General features: G+C 69.5%; 16 protein-coding genes, 3 tRNA genes and 1 pseudogene. 11 read left to right on the top strand and 9 right to left on the bottom strand.

The annotated features are described in order from the left end of the window. Positions 1-208: 208 nt before the first annotated feature. The 5 genes and pseudogenes from ACO0M4_RS25915 (at position 209) to ACO0M4_RS25895 (ending at position 5,050) form a co-directional block, all read left to right on the top strand. Positions 209-1,432, top strand: a complete 1,224-nt coding sequence (locus tag ACO0M4_RS25915) for a DMT family transporter (RefSeq protein ID WP_430373307.1) — start codon at positions 209-211, stop codon at positions 1,430-1,432. A gap of 171 nt (positions 1,433-1,603) precedes the next feature. Then, a pseudogene (locus tag ACO0M4_RS25910) lies at positions 1,604-1,804 on the top strand (Trm112 family protein); the annotation flags it as partial. A 203-nt stretch (positions 1,805-2,007) separates the two neighbouring features. Then, positions 2,008-2,847: an FkbM family methyltransferase gene (locus tag ACO0M4_RS25905; protein ID WP_430373306.1), complete on the top strand. Its 840-nt coding sequence runs from the start codon at positions 2,008-2,010 to the stop codon at positions 2,845-2,847. Further along, positions 2,831-3,475, top strand: coding sequence for a hypothetical protein (locus tag ACO0M4_RS25900; RefSeq protein ID WP_430373305.1), 645 nt, complete (start codon positions 2,831-2,833; stop codon positions 3,473-3,475). Before ACO0M4_RS25905 ends, ACO0M4_RS25900 begins: the two co-directional genes overlap by 17 nt. 543 nt (positions 3,476-4,018) lie before the next feature. Further along, positions 4,019-5,050, top strand: coding sequence for a rod shape-determining protein (locus tag ACO0M4_RS25895; RefSeq protein ID WP_016571861.1), 1,032 nt, complete (start codon positions 4,019-4,021; stop codon positions 5,048-5,050). A 285-nt stretch (positions 5,051-5,335) separates the two neighbouring features. Here the strand turns inward: ACO0M4_RS25895 and ACO0M4_RS25890 are convergent, their stop codons facing one another. Continuing rightward, positions 5,336-5,932 carry a histidine phosphatase family protein gene (locus ACO0M4_RS25890; protein ID WP_430373304.1) on the bottom strand — a complete coding sequence of 199 codons (597 nt, stop codon included), beginning with the start codon at positions 5,930-5,932 and terminating at the stop codon, positions 5,336-5,338. Further along, positions 5,929-6,351, bottom strand: a complete 423-nt coding sequence (gene trxA, locus ACO0M4_RS25885; protein ID WP_430373303.1) for a thioredoxin — start codon at positions 6,349-6,351, stop codon at positions 5,929-5,931. Before trxA ends, ACO0M4_RS25890 begins: the two co-directional genes overlap by 4 nt. 518 nt (positions 6,352-6,869) lie before the next feature. Here trxA and ACO0M4_RS25880 point away from each other — a divergent pair. Both ACO0M4_RS25880 and ACO0M4_RS25875 read left to right on the top strand, forming a co-directional pair. Next, positions 6,870-7,661 (top strand): MBL fold metallo-hydrolase, encoded by a 792-nt coding sequence (locus ACO0M4_RS25880; protein WP_430373302.1) that lies wholly within the window; start codon positions 6,870-6,872, stop codon positions 7,659-7,661. A gap of 169 nt (positions 7,662-7,830) precedes the next feature. Beyond that, positions 7,831-8,706, top strand: coding sequence for a glycosyltransferase family 2 protein (locus ACO0M4_RS25875; RefSeq protein ID WP_430373301.1), 876 nt, complete (start codon positions 7,831-7,833; stop codon positions 8,704-8,706). A gap of 156 nt (positions 8,707-8,862) precedes the next feature. On the opposite strand, the gene ACO0M4_RS25870 is transcribed toward ACO0M4_RS25875, so the two are convergent. After that, positions 8,863-9,675: a helix-turn-helix transcriptional regulator gene (locus ACO0M4_RS25870; RefSeq protein ID WP_430373300.1), complete on the bottom strand. Its 813-nt coding sequence runs from the start codon at positions 9,673-9,675 to the stop codon at positions 8,863-8,865. Between the two features lie 71 nt (positions 9,676-9,746). Between ACO0M4_RS25870 and ACO0M4_RS25865 the strand changes: the two genes are divergently transcribed. Continuing rightward, positions 9,747-10,463 (top strand): SDR family oxidoreductase, encoded by a 717-nt coding sequence (locus ACO0M4_RS25865; protein ID WP_430373299.1) that lies wholly within the window; start codon positions 9,747-9,749, stop codon positions 10,461-10,463. A 1,022-nt stretch (positions 10,464-11,485) separates the two neighbouring features. On the opposite strand, the gene ACO0M4_RS25860 is transcribed toward ACO0M4_RS25865, so the two are convergent. The 3 genes from ACO0M4_RS25860 to ACO0M4_RS25850 are packed head-to-tail and all read right to left on the bottom strand — an operon-like array spanning position 11,486 to position 13,487. Further along, positions 11,486-11,974 (bottom strand): SitI3 family protein, encoded by a 489-nt coding sequence (locus ACO0M4_RS25860; RefSeq protein ID WP_430373298.1) that lies wholly within the window; start codon positions 11,972-11,974, stop codon positions 11,486-11,488. A gap of 23 nt (positions 11,975-11,997) precedes the next feature. After that, positions 11,998-13,164 carry a putative T7SS-secreted protein gene (locus ACO0M4_RS25855; RefSeq protein ID WP_430373297.1) on the bottom strand — a complete coding sequence of 389 codons (1,167 nt, stop codon included), beginning with the start codon at positions 13,162-13,164 and terminating at the stop codon, positions 11,998-12,000. After that, positions 13,164-13,487, bottom strand: coding sequence for a hypothetical protein (locus ACO0M4_RS25850; RefSeq protein ID WP_430373296.1), 324 nt, complete (start codon positions 13,485-13,487; stop codon positions 13,164-13,166). The genes ACO0M4_RS25855 and ACO0M4_RS25850 overlap by 1 nt, the downstream gene beginning before the upstream one ends. A 497-nt stretch (positions 13,488-13,984) precedes the next feature. Between ACO0M4_RS25850 and ACO0M4_RS25845 the strand changes: the two genes are divergently transcribed. Beyond that, entirely contained in the window at positions 13,985-14,719 is a 735-nt protein-coding gene (locus ACO0M4_RS25845; protein ID WP_430373295.1) for a tyrosine-type recombinase/integrase, read from the top strand. Positions 14,720-14,841: 122 nt separating this feature from the next. Here the strand turns inward: ACO0M4_RS25845 and ACO0M4_RS25840 are convergent. From ACO0M4_RS25840 to ACO0M4_RS25830, 3 genes are all read right to left on the bottom strand, one after another. Then, a tRNA-Ile gene (locus ACO0M4_RS25840) sits at positions 14,842-14,918 on the bottom strand. Positions 14,919-15,096: 178 nt separating this feature from the next. Then, positions 15,097-15,169: transfer RNA gene (locus ACO0M4_RS25835), tRNA-Asn, on the bottom strand. Between the two features lie 5 nt (positions 15,170-15,174). Beyond that, positions 15,175-15,247: transfer RNA gene (locus ACO0M4_RS25830), tRNA-Asn, on the bottom strand. Between the two features lie 215 nt (positions 15,248-15,462). Here ACO0M4_RS25830 and ACO0M4_RS25825 point away from each other — a divergent pair. Both ACO0M4_RS25825 and ACO0M4_RS25820 read left to right on the top strand, forming a co-directional pair. After that, entirely contained in the window at positions 15,463-15,762 is a 300-nt protein-coding gene (locus ACO0M4_RS25825) for a YtxH domain-containing protein (protein WP_430373294.1), read from the top strand. Positions 15,763-15,828: 66 nt separating this feature from the next. Continuing rightward, positions 15,829-17,298, top strand: a complete 1,470-nt coding sequence (locus ACO0M4_RS25820) for an FGGY family carbohydrate kinase (protein ID WP_430373293.1) — start codon at positions 15,829-15,831, stop codon at positions 17,296-17,298. Position 17,299: the final 1 nt, after the last annotated feature.

The following is a 17,299-nucleotide window of genomic DNA, read 5'->3' as shown; positions in this document are numbered from 1 at the left end:
CCACCGGGCCACCGGGCCACCGGGCCACCGGGCCACAAACACCCAAGCCGAACTGCAAACACGTAAGCCGGACCACAAAGCCCAAGCGCCCAACCGCCCGACATCCGAAATACCCAACCGCCCGACAACCCGAGCACCCAAGCACCCGGCACCCCGAGCACCCAGCACCAGCACCCAGGCACCCGACATCCCGAGAGGAGGTACGCCAATGCTCTGGTGGGGCGTGGCGTCCGCACTGCTCGCCAACGTCCTGTACAGCACCGGCTTCATACTGGAGAAACGCGCACTCGCCGCACTCCCCGCACTCAACACCCGCCACCCGGCCCGACTCATACGCCACCTCCTCAGCAGCCCCCTGTGGCTCGGTGGCTCACTCGCCCTGGCCGCGGGCTTCGCCGCCCAACTCGCCGTCTACCGCGCCCTCCCCATAGCCGCCGCTCAGGGCATCTTCATCTCGGGCCTGGTCCTGCTGCTGCTCATGTCCTCAGTGGTGCTGGGCGAGCGAACCAGCGGCCGGGAGCGGCAGAGCATCGCGGCGATCCTGCTGGCACTGGTACTGGTCATCGCCTCCCTCCGGAACGAGGACGCCCAGGCCATCGCCCGCACCGCCCCACCCGCGACCCTGCTCGCGATCGCCGTGCCGTCCCTGGCCGTGGGGCTGCTGCTGTACCGCTCGGCGGAGCTGCGCGCCCGACGCCGCCACCGCCTACCGACCGCCGGCGTCCCGTACGGGGTGGCCGTCGGCCTCCTCTACGGCGTCAGCTCACTGGCCATCAAGGGCGTCTCCGGGCTACTCAACCTCCACGACATTCCCACCGCCGCGGCAACGCTCCTCCGCTCGCCCTACCCCTACCTGCTCCTCATCACCGGGGCCACCGGCCTGGTTCTGTCACAGACCGCCCTACAGCGCTGCCGGGCCTCGGTGATCGTCCCTGTCTGCACCACGGTGACCTGCGTCTTCACCGTCGCCTGCGGCACCATCGCCTTCGGCGAACCACTGCCCGGCGACCCCTTACGCCTGGCCCTGCGGCTGGGCGGTACGGCCGTCGCACTAACGGTCCTCCTGGCGTTGCCACGGCACGAAGCACTCCAGCCGCCCCACCGCACCCCACCCGAGCCGCCCCCGCCGGCCCACCACGACCCGGCCGAGCCGTCCGAGCCGTCCGAGCCGCCCAGCCATGACGCGACCGCACCGTCGTCCGGTCACCCACTGGGTGAGCCCCCATCGCCACGCCCCCGCCCGCCCGCACTCCAGCGCGGCGAGGCACCGTCCACGTCGGGGTCCCCGCCTCGGCCTGCACCCCAGCCCGCACCCCGGCCGGCGGTTGGGGCAGCCTCGAAGTCCGCCGCACCGACAGCCGGTCGCGCTCGTCAGTTGCCCATCAAACAAAGCGAGTTGAGCCACAGGCGGGACAGGGACGGAGGCAGATGAGGAGAGAGAGGGGAGGTAGCGAGAAGGGCGCGACACAAGTGCCCCGAGCAGCCTGAGACCCGTGCGTCCCGTGCGACAGAAGAGTTACAAGCGACGAAGGGATCGATCAATGGCGAAGTTGAGCGACGACGAAGTTGTGCGCAGTGGGGTCGGGCGTGGCGGGAGTGAGTCGTGAAGGCTGACGATGCGTTGTTGAAGATCCTCGCGTGCCCGATCGACAAGGGGCCGCTGGCGTTGCTGGCCTCCGAGGAGGCGCTCTACAACCCGCGGCTGCAGAGGCGCTATCCGATCCTCGACGGGATTCCGCAATTGCTCCCGTCCTTGGGTGAGCAACTCTCGGAAGCGGAACATGAGCGCGCAATGCGCCAGATCAAGGAGACAGAAACGGCGGAGAAAGAAGAGGGGACAGAGAAGGCCGAGGAGACAGCGAGGGCGGGAGAGGCAGAAGAGGCGGAAAAGATGAAAGAGATAGAGAGTTCGGAAGGGGCAGAGGACACGGAAGCGGCGGCAGGAACAGCGGCGCCCGGGGCGGAGGCAGTGGCTTCCGGGGCGGAGCCCGGGGCGGGAGCGGGGTCGTGACGCTTGCCGCGCGAGTGGGGCCCTGGCTGCCGGGGCGGCTGGTGTCAGCGCTGGCGGCCGGGCTCTACCCGCGGTTCGAACCGGAGCTGGGTCGGCTGCGCGACTTCTGCCCGGCGGGCGGCACGGCCGTGGACGTCGGGGGCTGGTACGGGCCGTGGACGCGGCGCCTGGCGCGGCGCGCGGACCGCGTCGTCACCATCGAACCCGTCCCCCATCTGGCCCGGCTACTCGCCTCGGTCACCCCCGCGCACGTCGACGTCGTGTCGGCCGCGGCCACCGACCATGCCGGCTGCGCCACGCTCTGGCTCCCACCCGATGGCCGCGGCGACCGCGGAGTCTCCTCCCTCGTACGCCGTGAAGTGCACTCCGCCACTCTGGATGTCCCCTGCCTCCCGCTGGACGCACTGGGCCTCACCGCCGTCACCCTCATCAAGATCGATGTGGACGGCGGTGAACTGGCAGTTCTACGCGGCGCGGAACGCACCATAGAGCGTGAACTCCCGGCACTCTTCGTCGAGTTGGAGACGCGCATACAGCCGCTCGCGCCCGTACTGGAGTGGACGGCCGCCCGCGGGTATCGCGGCTGGGTCCTGCCACGCGACCGCTGGCTGCCGCTGGCCGACTTCGATCTGTCCACCCATCAGTCCCGCACCTCCTACGTCGCCGAACACGGCCTGCTGCGGCGCTCCCTCGCCCCGCACCGCCGTTACGTCAATTCCGTGCTCTTCCTCCCCACCGCTGTCCGCCCCGGCCCCACGCGCACCTCATCGACCACCGCTTCCGCGCCTTCCCCGGCCGCCATCCACGACCATGTCCATCATGAACCCCGCCACTGACAATGACCCGCCCGCCGGCTCCGGCACCCCCTCCGACCTGCCAGGACCCCTCACTTTCCAGCTCGTGCTGCTGCGCCGCATGGCCGATCACCAGCCGGATCTCGTCGAGGACGCCCTCCGCCAACTACGGGTCACCCGCGCGCAGATGCGCGAGGCCAACCGGCGCTGGCAAGCCCGGATGCACGCTCCGCAGGCACGCGCCGGCGCCCAGCCGTACCGGGCGCTGCTCGGTACGCCGGAGACCGTCACGACCCGCCGCATCGGCGACCTAACCTGCGAGGCACTGACCTGGCCGGTCCCGCTCTGGCCGGAGCTGCGGTTCGAGGTCCTCGCCGCACCCGGGGGCGGCGTCTGGAACGCCTGGCTCGTCCGCGCCCCCAACGCCCCCGCCCCGGACCTCCGTACGACCGCAGATCTCGTCCCGTGGTCCTGCACGGTCGACGAGGTCGCCCGCGCCTTCGCCCCGGCCCGCCCGATGGAGGGCAGCGCCCCCACCCGCTGGCGCCTGGCCTGCACCGCCACCGGACCGGACGGCGCCCGACAGGACGTCGTCGCGGAGTTCACCTGGGGCCTCTATCAGCGTCGTGTCGATCGGGCGAGGGAAGAGCCAGCCGCGACGCGGCAGTAGCACTGATGCCGCATCACATACTGCTGACGCCCAGTCACTACTCCCTAAGCCCCCGTCACACTCCGTGCATGACACCGACGGTGTTACTACGTCAGGCCCTACGCCAACACGGCCGCACGACAAACCAGCAGAGCAGCAGAGCAGCAGACCAACAGGCCAACAGGCCAACAGGCCAACAGCGGATCCCCTCGCTGGAAGACCTATCGCCACTCACAACGCCTCGCTACTGGAGATCCATCGCTTGAGACATACCACTGTGGCCATACCGCCGGAGACGCATCACTGGGGACACATCACTGAGCAATAACGACGCCCCAACCAAAGCCCCTCATCCCCACCCCCGACACCACCCGCCACACCACCACCCCCAACCCAACCCCCCACCCCACTCCCATCCCCACCCCTCCCCCAAGCGGACGCGCTCAACAGGCGGAGGCCGGTGCGGGCCCGGAGGATGGCGCACGAGCGCTCACGTGCGGGCGCTCGTGCCCAGTACCGGTCCACCCGGGACGTTCACACCGGCCCATCGGGGAGGAATCCACCATGACCATCAGCCTCGCCCAACTGCGACGCTGCTCGGCCGCCGTCGACCTCGGCGCGGCCCGGACCAGGGTGTATGTCAAGAACCAGGGACTGGTCGTCGATGAACCGACCGTCGCCGCGGTCAACACCCGCACCGGGTCGATGCTGGCCGTGGGCGCCCAGGCCGAGCTGATGGACGGCCGCACCCCCGACTACATCCGCGTGGTCCGGCCGGTCTCCAACGGGACGGTCGTGGACATCGACATGGCCCAGCGCCTGCTACGCCACCTGGTGGGCGACAAGCTGCGCAAGACCTGGCGACGGCGCCCCACGATGCGGGCCGCGGTCTGCCTCCCGTACGGCAGTGAGCCGCTGGCGCAGCGGGCGGCCGTGGAGACCCTGACCGGGCTGGGTGCCCGCCGGGTCGAACTGGTCGACACTCTGGTCGCGGCGGCCGTCGGCTGCGGGCTCCCGGTGGAACAGCCCGAAGCGACCATGATCGTGGTGTGCGGTGCGGGCACCACGCAGGTCGCGGTGCTCTCACTCGGCTCGATCGTGGCCGCGGAGACCGTCCCCGTGGGCGGCAACGCCATCGACCACGCGGTGATCCAGCACCTCCGGCTGCACCACGAGTTGATGCTGCCGAACCAGTCCGTGCGCCCGCTGCACCTGATGTTGTCCGGGGACGGCGAACTCACGCCCGGTTCCACGGAGGTGCACGGGCGGGACGTGGTCAGCGGGCTCGCCCGGTCCGTGCACGTGGACACCGAGCGGGTGCGACGCGCCATCATCACGCCGTTGACAGCGATCCTCGACGGCATCGGGGCGGTGCTGCGCCGCTGCCCGCCTGACCTCGTGGCCGACCTCGGGGAGCGCGGCATCATGCTGGCGGGCGGCAGCGCGCTGATCCCGGGGCTGGAGCCGATGATCCACGAGGCCACGTCGATGCCGGTGCACATCGCGGACCAGCCGGGCACCTGCGCGGTGCAGGGGCTGGGCGCCATGATCGAGGGCAAGGTGCAGCCCCTGCACCTCGATCCGATGGCGCCGTGAGCCTGCGCCCAGACAGCGGAACGAGGACAGCGGAACGAGGGCATCGGCACGAGGACATCGGCACGAGGACATCGGCACGAGAACATCGGCACGAACGCGCACCCGCCCACCGGCCAGGAAGAGCGAACACGGAACAGGGAAGAGCGCACAGGACAGCCCGAAGAACGAACAGGGCCGCCCCGACACCAGACGCCAGACACCAGACACCAGACACCAGACACCGGGCGCCAGACACCCAACGCCCCATCCCCTGCTACCCCGCTCCCTCCCGTACTCCCTTCCCCGCTACAGACTCCGGGCGTTCCAGGCGATCAACGCGGGGCGGTCGTGTTCGGTGCCCAGGACGCCGACCGTGCCGGTGCCGAAGGTGAACAGGCCACCCGCGGCGGCCGGAAGGCCCAGGCGGCGGGCGGTCAGTACGCGCAGGAAGTGGGCATGGGCCACCAGCGCGACATCGCCCTCGTCGACCTCCAGGTGGGGCGCGATCAGCGCCAGTACGCGGTCGGCGCGCGCTCCCACCTCCTCGGGCGACTCCCCGGGGTGGTCGGCCGGCCCGGGGGCGACGCCGTCGTCGAAGAGGTACCAGTCGGGTCTGGTGCGGTGGATCTCGGCGGTGGTGATGCCCTCGTCGCCGCCGTAGTCCCATTCGCGCAGGTCATCGACGATGTGTGGGGAGGGGAGGCCGGCGAGTTCGGCGGTGCGCAGGGCCCGAGTCATCGGGCTGGCGTATACCCGCGCGATCTTCCGGCTCGACAGCAGCGGCCGGAGGGCGCGGGCCTGCTCCTCGCCGTTGGCGGTCAGCGGGAGGTCGGTCCAGCTGGTGTGCCGGCCGTCGCGGCTCCACTCGGTCTCGCCGTGGCGGACCAGCAGCAGCTCGCTCACTCGCCCTGCGCCTGCTCTCCGGCGCCGCCCTGTCCCTGCTGGGCCTGCTGTCCCTGCTGGGCCTGGGCCTCGGCGACCGAGGCGCGGACCTGGTCCATGTCGAGGCCGCGGGCCTGGCCGATGACGTCCTCCAGGGCGGTTTCGGGGAGCGCTCCGGGCTGGGCGAACACCGCGATGTTCTGCCGGACGATCATCAGGGTGGGGATGGAGCTGATGTCGAAGGCGGCGGCGAGTTCGGGCTCCTTCTCCGTGTTGACCTTGGCGAACAGCAGGTCGCCGTGCTTCTCGGACGACCGCTCGAAAACCGGCCCGAACTGCTTGCAGGGACCGCACCATTCGGCCCAGAAGTCGATCAGGACGAAATCGTTGCCGGAGACGATCTCGTCGAAGTTGTCCTTGGTGAGCTCCACGGTGCTCATACGCGCTTCCCTACTTACGGGCCGTCGGGGCTTCGGCGGGTTGACGCCGGCGCCTCCTGGACGGCTTTCGTGTCTGGCTGGTTTCGACTGTTCGGTTGGTTCCGGTGTACGACGCTACGGCGGGCCGGCGGCTCGTCGGGCACCGACCGACCGTACGTCCGCGCGTCCACACGTCCGTCCGTACGCCCGTCGGGCGCCCGCCTCCCGATCCGGCCCCCGTCAGCACTTCCCTGACGATTTCCGTAACAGGATCAAGCCGTACGGTATTCCGCACACCGGACCGCCCGGCTCCCCTGCCCACCCCGCGCCGCCCTAGACATGCCGTGGCCGAGATCACGTGTCCGAAGCCACCTACCGCGCCTCACCACCCCACCGCCCCGCCACCCCACCACGGGGCCGCGGGGCCACTTCGCCGCCGCGCCACGGGGCCGCCCCTCGCCCCGGCTCTCGAACTGCCGGGCCCCGCACCCCCGCCCTACGATGGACGGGGGGCCGCCCCGGAAGGAGGCGTCGGCCCGATGGAGACGCGCGTCGATGAGATCGCGGACGGGATCTACCGGATCTCCACCTTCGTTCCCGATGTGGCCGCGCCGGCCGGCTTCACGTTCAACCAGTTCCTCATCGACGCGGAGGAACCGCTGCTCTTCCACACCGGCATGCGCCATCTCTTCCCGCGGGTCTCGGAGGCCGTCAGCCGGGTGGTGCCGCTGGACCAGTTGCGCTGGTTGGCGTTCGGGCACGTGGAGGCCGATGAGTGCGGCGCGATGAACGCGTTTCTGGCCGCGGCCCCGCGCGCCCAAGTGGCGCACGGGCTCCAGGGGTGTCTGGTCTCGCTCAACGATCTCGCGGACCGGCCGCCGCGCCCTTTGGCGCACGGCGAAACGCTCGACCTGGGCGGCAAGGAGTTGCTGCGGCGCCGGGTGATGCACCTCAACACCCCGCACGTTCCGCACAATTGGGAGGCGCGGGTGCTGTTCGAGGAGACCACCGGAACGCTGCTGTGTGGGGATCTCTTCACCCACCTGGGCAAGGGGCCGCCGGTCACCGACCACGATCTGGTGGGGCCGGCGTTGGATGCGGAGGAGATGTTCCGCCAGACCTCCTGTCTGACGGCGGCGGTGGAGACGCTGCGTTCCCTGGCCCAGCTCGCGCCCAGGACACTGGCGGTGATGCACGGGTCGTCGTACTACGGGGACGGTGCGGCGGCGCTGCGCGCGCTGGCCGACGGCTATCAGGAGCGGTTCGGCCCGGAAGTGGCCTTCGCCGCCCGACCGAGCGCCCTCGCCGGGGTCACCGCTCCGCAGGGCTGACCCGCCGCCTCCCGTGGGGCCGGCCGCGGAGGCCGCCGTCCGGGCCCGGGTGCGAACGCTCCCGGCCGGGGGCCCGACGGAACGTCGCGGCGCCTGCGTCGTGGCGCGCAGCGGTCTGTGGCGGCGGCTAGCATCGCTGAAGAGACCGCCAAGAACGGAGTGTTCATCTGTGCGTCAGCTGCGCGTAGGCGTCGCCATCTTGACCATGGGAAACCGCCCCGCCGAACTCCAGGACCTGCTGGATTCGGTGGCGAAGCAGGACCTCCCCGCGACGCACATCGTGGTCGTCGGCAACGGCTCGCCGCTGCCGCCGCTGCCCGAAGGCGTCACGGGTGTGTCGCTGAGCGAGAACCTAGGTGTCTCCGGTGGCCGGAACGTTGCCCTGGACGAGCTGCGCAAGCTCGGTGACCTGGACGTGGTGGTCGACCTGGACGACGACGGGCTGCTGATCAGCACGGACGTCTTCAGTCGGCTCGCGGAACTGTACGAGCGCGACCCGAAGTTGGGGATCGTCAGCTTCCGCATCGCCGACGAGCTGGGCCGCACCCAGCGTCGCCACGTGCCGCGCCTGCGGGTCGGCGATCCGCAGCAGGGCGGGCTGGTCACCACGTTCCTCGGCGGCGGGCACGCACTGTCCGTACCGATGTTGGACCGGACCGGCGGCTGGCCGGACGAGTTCTTCTACGCCCATGAGGAGACCGATCTGGCCTGGCGGGCGTTGGACGACGGCTGGCACATCCGCTACGCGCCGGAGATCGTGCTGCAGCACCCGTACACCTCACCGACGCGGCACGCGGTCTACCACCGGATGGTCGCCCGGAACCGCGTCTGGCTGGCGAAGCGCCATCTGCCGGCGGTGCTGGTCCCGGTCTACCTCGGTGTCTGGGCGGGGCTGACTGCCGTCCGCAGTCGCTCGGTGGCGGGCATGCGGGCGTGGGCCGCGGGCTTCGCGGAGGGGGTCCGGACCCCGTGCGGGCACCGGCGGCCGATGCGCTGGCGCACGGTGTGGCGCATGACGCGGCTGGGGCGCCCGCCGGTCATCTAACCGATCACCGCCCCGTGTGCGGTCGCCCATGAACGGTCGTCTCGTAGGTGACGGTCTCGTAGGCGGCCGTCTCGTAGATGACCGTCTCGTAGGCGGCCGTCTCGTAGGCGGGCGCGGTGCCGGCTGGCAGCCCGCATATCGGCCCCCTTGACCGGCTCAGGCCGTCGCGGCCAGTCTGCGCAGGGTTCTGGCCGAGGGGGATCCGGGGTCGGCCGTGATCAGAACGACTTCCTGATCGTCCTCGGGGACGAGGAGTACGTCGCAGTTCAGCACAAGACTGCCCGCCGTCGGGTGGTCGACGGCCTTGGTGCGGTGACCAGGGGCGTGGACCGGGCGGGTCTCCCAGAGCTGACGGAACTCCTCGCTGCCGGTGTGCAGTTCGGCCAGGAGAGCGGCGAGCTGCGGGTCGTGCGGGTAGCGGTCGGCGGCCCGGCGCAGCCGGGCAACCACGATGTGCCCGAACTCCTCGGCGCTGGAGCTCTCGTACATCCGTCCTTCCCCGAGGAACCGGCGCCGGGCCAGGTTCGTCGTCCCCCGGCCGAGGTCGCCACCCAGCAGGGCCTGGGCCAGCGGGTTCCAGGCGACGATGCCGTAGGCCGCGTCGGTGACGATCGCGCCGGTCTCCGGCAGGCGCTCCAGCATCCGGGCCACGTGCGGGCGGACGCGCCGTACGGCGCCGGTGACGGGCGGCGGTGCGCTCGTTCCGGCCAGGCGGAACAGATGGCTGCGTTCGGCCGGCGACAGGCGGAGCGCCTGGGCCAGCGCCTCCAGGATGCGGGGCGACGGACGAGGGCCGCGGGCCTGCTCCAGGCGTGCGTAGTAGTCGACGGACATGTGGGCCAGCTCTGCCACCTCTTCGCGGCGCAGGCCCGCGGTGCGGCGCGGGGCGCTCGTGGGCAGGCCGAGCACGTGCGGACGCAGGGCTGTGCGGCGGTCCCGCAGGAATCGGGCGAGTTCCTGCCGCGCCATGGTCTCTCCTTCCGCTGCCTGGTACAGGTTGTCCCTGGCAGGGTGGTCTCCGCCAGGGGACCGTGGCTGTCATGAACGATCGCACGGCACTGGTAACCGGTGCCAACAAGGGCATTGGCAAGCACATCGCCCGCCTGCTCGCCGCGGAGGGTTTCGGCGTGTACGTGGGCTCCCGCGACGCCGGGCGCGGGCGGCGGGCCGTCGAGGAGTTCGGCGGCGCCGCGCGTCTGCTGGTCCTCGATGTGACGGACCCGGACGGCATCGCCGCAGCCGCGGAGCAGGTGGACCGGCTCGACGTGCTGGTCAACAACGCGGGCGTCTCGTCGTCGCTCGCCCCGCCGACCGAAACCGGCACAGACGACTTCCGGCGCACGTACGAGACCAACGTGTTCGGGGTCGCCGCGGTCACCAACGCCTTCCTGCCCGCCCTGCGCCGCTCCCCGCACCCCCGGATCGTCAACGTCTCCAGCGGGACCGGATCACTGACCTGGAGCACGCACCCGAATCCCCAGTTCACCTCCGGAAGCGGCGGTGCCGCCGCGTACCGGTCGTCGAAGGCCGCCCTCAACGCCCTGACCGTCCTCTATGCCCAGACCCTGGCCGAGGAGGGCTTCAAGGTCAACGCGCTAGCCCCCGGCTTGCGGGCCACCGATCTCAACCCTCGGGCGGCCGCGGCGGGCGGGGACCCGGCCGAGGCCGCCGCGGGCGCCGTACGGCTGGCGCTCCTGCCGGACGACGGGCCGACCGGCGCGTTCTTCTCCTGGGACGGAACGCCCGTGCCGTGGTGACCGCGGCACCCGGCGCCGCGGCCGGCGTCCGCCCCTCCTCACTGATCGCCTCCGCACCGTAGGAGCCGCGGGCGACGTATCGGGCCCGCCGAGGTGGGCGAGGGAGGCTGCCGGGCCGTGGACGGCGCGTTCGGCGCCGGGGCGGGCGGTCAGGTCGATGCGGCCGACCGCACCGGGCGTGACCGGACGGTCGCCTGTTCCAGACGCGCCAGGAGTTGCAGGTGAGAGGGCCCGCAGGGGATGAGTCGGACGTCGGCCCCGCGGATCGTCTCGGCCAGCCCTGCGCCGTTCCGCAGGCCCAACGCGTGCCGGATGCCGACGACGTCCCTTGCGACCGGCGGGTGAGGGAACGTCAAGACGGCGCCCAATGGGGCCGGGGTGACAAGGAGTTCGCGGAACCAGTGGACCTGGCCACTACTGTCCGCAGCGTTGAACAGCCGCTATCCACTCTCGGACCACAGCCTTCGCATCAGCCGGCGCGCGTGCTGATCGCGCACGCAGCTCCGGAGCCTGCGTGGAACCGGCGGAACCGATCAAAGCGCCCATTGAATCTCGGAACGCGCATTGCGGGGCTCGTCGCCCCCTTCACAATGCGCCCCGACAGAACGTTTTCGCAGTTCAGCGCCTTACGGCGCCCTACGCTGAGGTGGGGCGGGTGGGACTCGAACCCACGGCCGACGGATTATGAGTCCTTTTCGGATCTTGGCGGCCCTTGCCTATCCGCGCTCGCTTGTGACGTTTCAGCAGGTCAGGATGGGTGTGCCATGTCAGCGCCCACCCGTCTTTGCCGGTCTCTTCCTGTCCTTGTGTCCCGACTGCGCCCCGACACCGTCCCGATTAGACGGGAAACAGCAAGCTGTCGAGGAATCGCGCCAGTTCGGAACTCCGTCTCGAACCTGTGCACAGCGGATTCCGCTTCCAACGCGCAGAGGCTCCGCCCCAATTGGGCGGAGCCTCCGAAAAAGTCCTGAAGAGAAAGGATACTTTGCGACGCCGGCGTCAACCCCAGTCTTTGCGCATGGTCACTCCTCGGAGAAAGCGTGCGTCGCTCGGCGGTAGGGCTGGGAGACCACGGCGAGACGCGCTGGAGGCCACAGGTCATCTCGCTCGTTCAAACTCAGTTCGGCTCCACGGCGCAACAGCCAGATATCCTCGAACTGGAAGTGCAGCACTGCGTCACCGGTGACCCGCCCCAGGAGGCCAGACGTCAGCCGGATCATTTCGTCCTGCTGGTCGGACGGTTCCCCCCTCCTCCCATCAAGCCGGAACCGGACGGATGCCGTCGGAGTGAAGCCCAAGTCCAGGGTCACAGGGTGTCCCCACGGCATCGGCCGGTCCTCACCGACGGAGATCCACATGCCTGACCCGGTGACCGCGCCTTCCTCAAGTAGAGCCTCGGGGGTGACTGAGGCATCGAACGTCCCGGTAGACCGGGCGACGTCGCACAGATGCCAGGCAACCTGTACGACGGTTTTCTCCGCCGCAATATCGAGGCTGTAGGAAATGGCCATGCAGTTAGTCTTTCTCGCGAGTTCTAGGGGTAGAGGTGCAGAATGTTGCCATCTTTATCAATGGCGATTACCTCTTTGAGTCCCGGATTCGGCCAATCGTGCAACTGTGCGTTCATCTTGGAGATGTCGACAGGGCTGTCAGTCAAGTTCAACACGACACGTTCGGTCTGCTCCTTGTCGACCTTCCCCTGGATTTCACCGGCAATGTTCCGGGCGCTACCGGAACTGGGCGAGTAGCAGTCAAATACCTTGCCGTTGACCTTGTAGTCAGGATTCTTGGAGCCAGGAACCTCAGGTGAATGCTCAACGTCGTAGCCGTGCTGAGCTAGCTTATCGGCTGCCTCATTCTGGCGTGTCAGCGCGCGTACGGTTGTCGGGTCAGCGTTCTTGGAGATGGACTCTGGATTGCCGCGTGCTGTGGCGTTGGGGTCTGGGTCACGTTGAGGCAGGGTGTGACCGTTGTCCTCCGGCAGCCTTCCACCCCCGCCTCCCCCGTCGGACTCCATGTTCACGCGGTTCGGGCCTGCCGCGTCCTTGATGATGTTGCTCGCCCCGGCGCCGGCCAATTCGAGGCCACCGGCGATCGCGGTGGCTGAGACCGCGGCGGCGGGTACGCCCAGCGCGGCGCCGACCCCGGTGATATCCAGCGCGGCGCCGGCCACTTCTCCGCCGGCGCCGAGGGTTGCCAGCCCAATGCCCCCCAGCACCTGCCCGACCGCACCGGGATCGTGCAGCATGGCGTTGCCCACCGAGGCAAGGTCGGTCAGTACGGTTTCTCCGACCTTTTCGACGACGTGACCCGTACCGGAGAGGAATGAGCCGATGCCGTCGCCGAGTTCGGACCAGAACCCCGGTTCAGGAGGTGCGAGGTCACGCGCTTCCCCGACGATGATGGCCGCAGTTTGCCCGGCAGTGTCCAGCTGGCTAGCAGCGTTGTCCAACTTGGTCTGCGCAGCTTCGTGATGCTCCTCGCCCGAGTTCCAGAGGCTGATGGCATCTTGCGCCTGGCTCTGCGCCCAGGACAACGTCGCGATGTAGGCATCCAGGGCCTTTGCGGCGTCATGGAAGGCGTCGCCGGCGCGATGAAGAAGATCACCGTATGCCTGTAGCGCCGACTGCGTGCGACGCAGTGCGGCAGGGTTGCCCGGTATAAGTTCTTTGACGCGGCTGCCCTGTTCGAGATCCGTCACTACTGCTTCACCGCCGGGTCTGTGGTCCCGCGCAGCATTCCATGAAATTGTTTATGCGTGTGTTCTTCAACGCTGCGATAGGCGTTCACGTTTGCCGTCAGGCGGGTGGCGATCTCCTGACCATCCTTTGCGAGGTTGCCGACTCCACGCTGCCAACGGTCGAGGAAGTCGGACAAGGTGCTCGCTAACCCGTCGTGTCCGACCTCCGACTCGTCGTGTGAAATGTCGCTCACTTTCTGGACACTGATCTGGTCCAGCGTGCCGTTCACCCCCGTGGCGGCCTTCTCCAACGCTTCAAGGTCAACCTGATACTGCTCGTCCATCTCTCCCCCCGGTTCAGGTCTCTACCAGCCGATACCCAACCGAGGAAAGTCTGCCAAAAGAAAGGGTCCGTTTTGATCTTTATGTAACGTTATAGCGCGCGTAGATGGAGAGCCCTTGATCTTTCCTTGATTGACCTTGGGCAACGATTCACACCCTTACCGCCGACACCGCACCAGTCGGCGAAGCGTCACGCCATACACGCTTCGCACGCGAGGGATCCGACCGCTGCACTCCCGCGAGGGACACGCCACCCGGGCATGCCCCTCGATCAGGTCAGGAACTGGGTTCAGCGGCTGCGGCCGTCGCCCGGCGCTTCGAGCTTCGCTTGCGGGGCCGTCGTATGGCAGCAGAAGTCGGATCGGGCTGGTGCTCCGCGCCGCTTTCGGTGTCGTGGCGTGACGGTTCTGGTTTGGCTTCGGCGTGATCCAAGGCGCTCGTGTGGACACCGGAACGAGTCGCGGAGTGGAAGCGCACGGGCCAGAAGCCCAGCCCCGTCATGGTGTGGGCCCCGGAGCAAACCGGCGAGTTCCTGGACTTCATCACCGACGACCGGCTTTGCGGCATGTGGCACGGGTTCATCTTCCGGGGACCTCGACGCGGCGAGATGTGCGCGCCGCCCTGGACAGAAGTCAGCCTGTCGGGCTACTGGTTCCGCATCTCCGCCCAGATCGTTGAGATCGCCTACCGGCTGTACGACGAGGCTCCGAAGCAGGACAGCGTCCGCACCGTCACCCTCGACGCCATGACAGGGGCCCTGTGGGCAGCGTGGCGCGAGACCCAGGATCGGGAACGTCAGCAGTGGTCCGGGGAAGAGGCGTGGGTGGAAAGCAACCGCGTTTGGACTCACGAGAACGGCGAGGCGCTTCACCCCGATTGGATCAGCCGGCGGTTCAACCGGCTCGTCGAACTGTCCGGGCTTCCACCGATCCGCCTACACGACACCCGTCACCTTTCGGCAACGCTGGCACTGCTAGGCAAGGCGGACATAAAGGTCGTCCAAGAGCGGCTGGGGCACAGCTCCCGTCAGATCACCTCGGACACCTATACGAGCGTCCTGCTGCAGCTCCTGACAGCCGAGGCGGAATCCACGAACGCGGTCGTGCCCCGGTCGAAGAAGGACGGTCCCCAGCGAGGGAAGTCGACGCGGCCGGAAGCTCGCGGTGAGGCACCAGAGACGTTCCGGGACACCGAGGGCAAGGGGCCGGACGAGGGACTTCGCACCGCCGCGTGACCTGCGTCCCAACTTTGTCCCAACACGTGTGATTTCATGATCGGGACGGGCCGCCAAGATCTCTGGGCCGTTGCCCTGACCAGCTAAGGCGCTGGTCAGGACGTTTCTCCGCTTCCGTGAAGTGGTGGGGCGGGTGGGACTCGAACCCACGGCCGACGGATTATGAGTCCGCTGCTCTAACCGGCTGAGCTACCGCCCCTCACGGCGCGTCGCGCACATTTGTGCGCGCCGTCTGCCGCAGCATAGCCGCTCATACGATCTGCTGCCCGTGCGGGCTGCCGTCGGACGACCTTGCACGCCCAAGAGGACTTCGATCAACGGGGATTCGGTTCCCGGGCACAAGAAAAAGGACCCCTTCCGGGGTCCTCGTTCCTCTGCTCCCCCGACTGGACTCGAACCAGTAACCCTCCGGTTAACAGCCGAATGCTCTGCCAATTGAGCTACAGGGGATTGAGCTCCCCCGACTGGACTCGAACCAGTAACCTGCCGGTTAACAGCCGGCTGCTCTGCCAATTGAGCTACAGGGGATTGCTCTACTTGCCTCGAATGCATCGCTGTCCGGGGCTCCGGACGGCGTGCGCTCGCTGCGACACATACATTAGCGCAAGCAGGGGGGTGCTCCGCCAATCGGTATCGCCGGAGGTCGCCGCGGGCGGCCCGGGTGCCGAGGGGCAGGTGCCCAGCCCGGCGTCCGGTGCCGTCCGGTACCGGACGGGATCGAGCGGCAAGGGAAAGGTGGAGCGATGCGCTACCGGCTCACGTTCATCGCGGGACTGGCGGTGGGATATGTGCTCGGCACCCGGGCCGGGCGGGAGCGGTACGAGCAGCTCCGTAAGAATGCCCAGCGGATCGCGCAGAACCCGGCGGTCCGCAATACCGCCGAGTCGGCCGCGCTGACCGGGCGGCAGGCCGCGTCGAAGGCATTTGTGACGGTGTCGACGAAGGTCGAGGGGCGGCTGCCCGCGCCGGTCGCGGAGCGGGTGCGGTCGCTGCGGGAGCAGCGTGCGGCCGATGAGGACGAGTGGGGCACCAGCAATACGTGAGTGCGGGCCCCGGTGGGCAAACCCTGACTCTTTCCCCATGGGGTTCATGGGGCATCATCTGGGGCCATGGGGATAGTCGCCGGGTTGGACAGTTCGTCCGAGAGCACACGGATCGTGGTCTGTGACGCGGACACGGGTGCCGTGATCAGGCAGGGGTACGCACCGCACCCCGTGGAGAAGGGGCCCGAGGTCGATCCGCAGGCGTGGCTGATGTCACTCGGTGAGGCCGCGGGGAACGGGCTGCTGGAGGGCGTACAGGCCATCGGGGTCGCGGCGCAGCAGCATGGGCTGGTGCCGTTGGACGCCGAGGGGAATCCGGTGCGGCCGGCGTTGGTCGGCAACGACAAGCGGGCGCAGAGCGCGGCCGCGGACCTGGTGGACGCGCTGGGCGGGCGGGCGGCCTGGGCGCAGGCGGTCGGGGCGGTGCCGCAGGCGCAGCATCCGGTGACGAAGTTGCGGTGGCTGGCGCGGTCCGAGGCGGCGAATGCGGCGCGGATCGCCGAGGTCATGACGCCGCACGACTGGCTGGCCTGGCAGTTGCTGGGGCGGCCGGCGCGGCGGACCACGGACCGGGGCGGGGCGTCCGCGACCGGTTACTGGTCGGCGGCGACGGGTGGGTACCGGCCGGATCTGGTGGAGCTGGCGCTGGGGCATCAGGTGCGGCTGCCGGAGGTGCTGGGGCCGTCGGGGACCGCGGGTTTCACGCCGGAGGGGCTGCTGATCTCGGCCGGGACCGGCGAGACCATGGCCGCCGCCTTCGGGCTGGGGGTCGGGGTGGGCGACGCGGTGGTGTCGCTGGGTGCCTCGGGGTCGGTGTTCGCCATCCACGAGGAGGCGCTGGCGGATCCGACCGGGACGATCACGTCGTTCGCGGACGCGACCGGGCGGCATCTGCCGGTGGTGCACACCACCAATGCGGTGCGGGTGCTGCGCGGTACCGCGGAGCTGTTGGGGACGGATCTGGCGGGGCTGTCCGAGCTGGCGCTGGCGTCGTCGCCCGGTGCGTACGGGATGGTGCTGCTGCCGTATCTGGAGGGTGAGCGGACACCGTATCTGCCGCACACCGCGGGGTCGTTGCACGGGATGCGGCGGGAGAGCATGAAGCCGGAGCATCTGGCGCGGGCGGCCGTGGAGGGCATGCTGTGCGGGCTCGCGGACGCGTTGGACGTGCTGCGAGGCCGAGGTGTGGCGGTGCGTCGGGTGTTCATGTTGGGTGCGGCGGCGGAGTTGGGTGCGGTGCAGGCGGCCGCGCCGGGGCTGTTCGGGGCGCAGGTCGTGGTGCCGCAGCCGGCGGAGTACGCGGCGCTGGGTGCGGCCCGGCAGGCGGCGTGGGCGTGGCAGGTGGCGCACGGCACGGCCGGGCCGGCCGCCGGTGGGGACGGCGGTGCGGGGTACCCGGAGCCGCCGCGGTGGCCGGCGGCGGCGAGCCAGGTCTTCGAGCCGGGTGAGGAGCTGCCGGTGTGGCAGGCGGTGCGGCAGCAGTACTCGGCGGTGCGGGACGAGGCGCATCCGGGGGCGTTCCAGCGGGAGGGCTGAG

The organism is Streptomyces sp. RGM 3693, assembly GCF_050471125.1.
Taxonomy (GTDB): Bacteria; Actinomycetota; Actinomycetes; order Streptomycetales; family Streptomycetaceae; genus Streptomyces.
This window is presented reverse-complemented; position numbering and strand designations above follow the sequence as displayed.

Bases quoted from the DNA above. Each gene is read 5' to 3' on its own strand.
- ACO0M4_RS25880 (WP_430373302.1), top strand. From the start codon at position 6,870: ATGGAGACGCGCGTCGATGAGATCGCGGACGGGATCTACCGGATCTCC.
- ACO0M4_RS25845 (WP_430373295.1), top strand. From the start codon at position 13,985: ATGGTGTGGGCCCCGGAGCAAACCGGCGAGTTCCTGGACTTCATCACC.
- trxA (WP_430373303.1), bottom strand. From the start codon at position 6,351: ATGAGCACCGTGGAGCTCACCAAGGACAACTTCGACGAGATCGTCTCC.
- ACO0M4_RS25900 (WP_430373305.1), top strand. From the start codon at position 2,831: ATGAACCCCGCCACTGACAATGACCCGCCCGCCGGCTCCGGCACCCCC.
- ACO0M4_RS25915 (WP_430373307.1), top strand. From the start codon at position 209: ATGCTCTGGTGGGGCGTGGCGTCCGCACTGCTCGCCAACGTCCTGTAC.
- ACO0M4_RS25870 (WP_430373300.1), bottom strand. From the start codon at position 9,675: ATGGCGCGGCAGGAACTCGCCCGATTCCTGCGGGACCGCCGCACAGCC.
- ACO0M4_RS25860 (WP_430373298.1), bottom strand. From the start codon at position 11,974: ATGGCCATTTCCTACAGCCTCGATATTGCGGCGGAGAAAACCGTCGTA.
- ACO0M4_RS25895 (WP_016571861.1), top strand. From the start codon at position 4,019: ATGACCATCAGCCTCGCCCAACTGCGACGCTGCTCGGCCGCCGTCGAC.
- ACO0M4_RS25825 (WP_430373294.1), top strand. From the start codon at position 15,463: ATGCGCTACCGGCTCACGTTCATCGCGGGACTGGCGGTGGGATATGTG.
- ACO0M4_RS25850 (WP_430373296.1), bottom strand. From the start codon at position 13,487: ATGGACGAGCAGTATCAGGTTGACCTTGAAGCGTTGGAGAAGGCCGCC.
- ACO0M4_RS25865 (WP_430373299.1), top strand. From the start codon at position 9,747: ATGAACGATCGCACGGCACTGGTAACCGGTGCCAACAAGGGCATTGGC.
- ACO0M4_RS25820 (WP_430373293.1), top strand. From the start codon at position 15,829: ATGGGGATAGTCGCCGGGTTGGACAGTTCGTCCGAGAGCACACGGATC.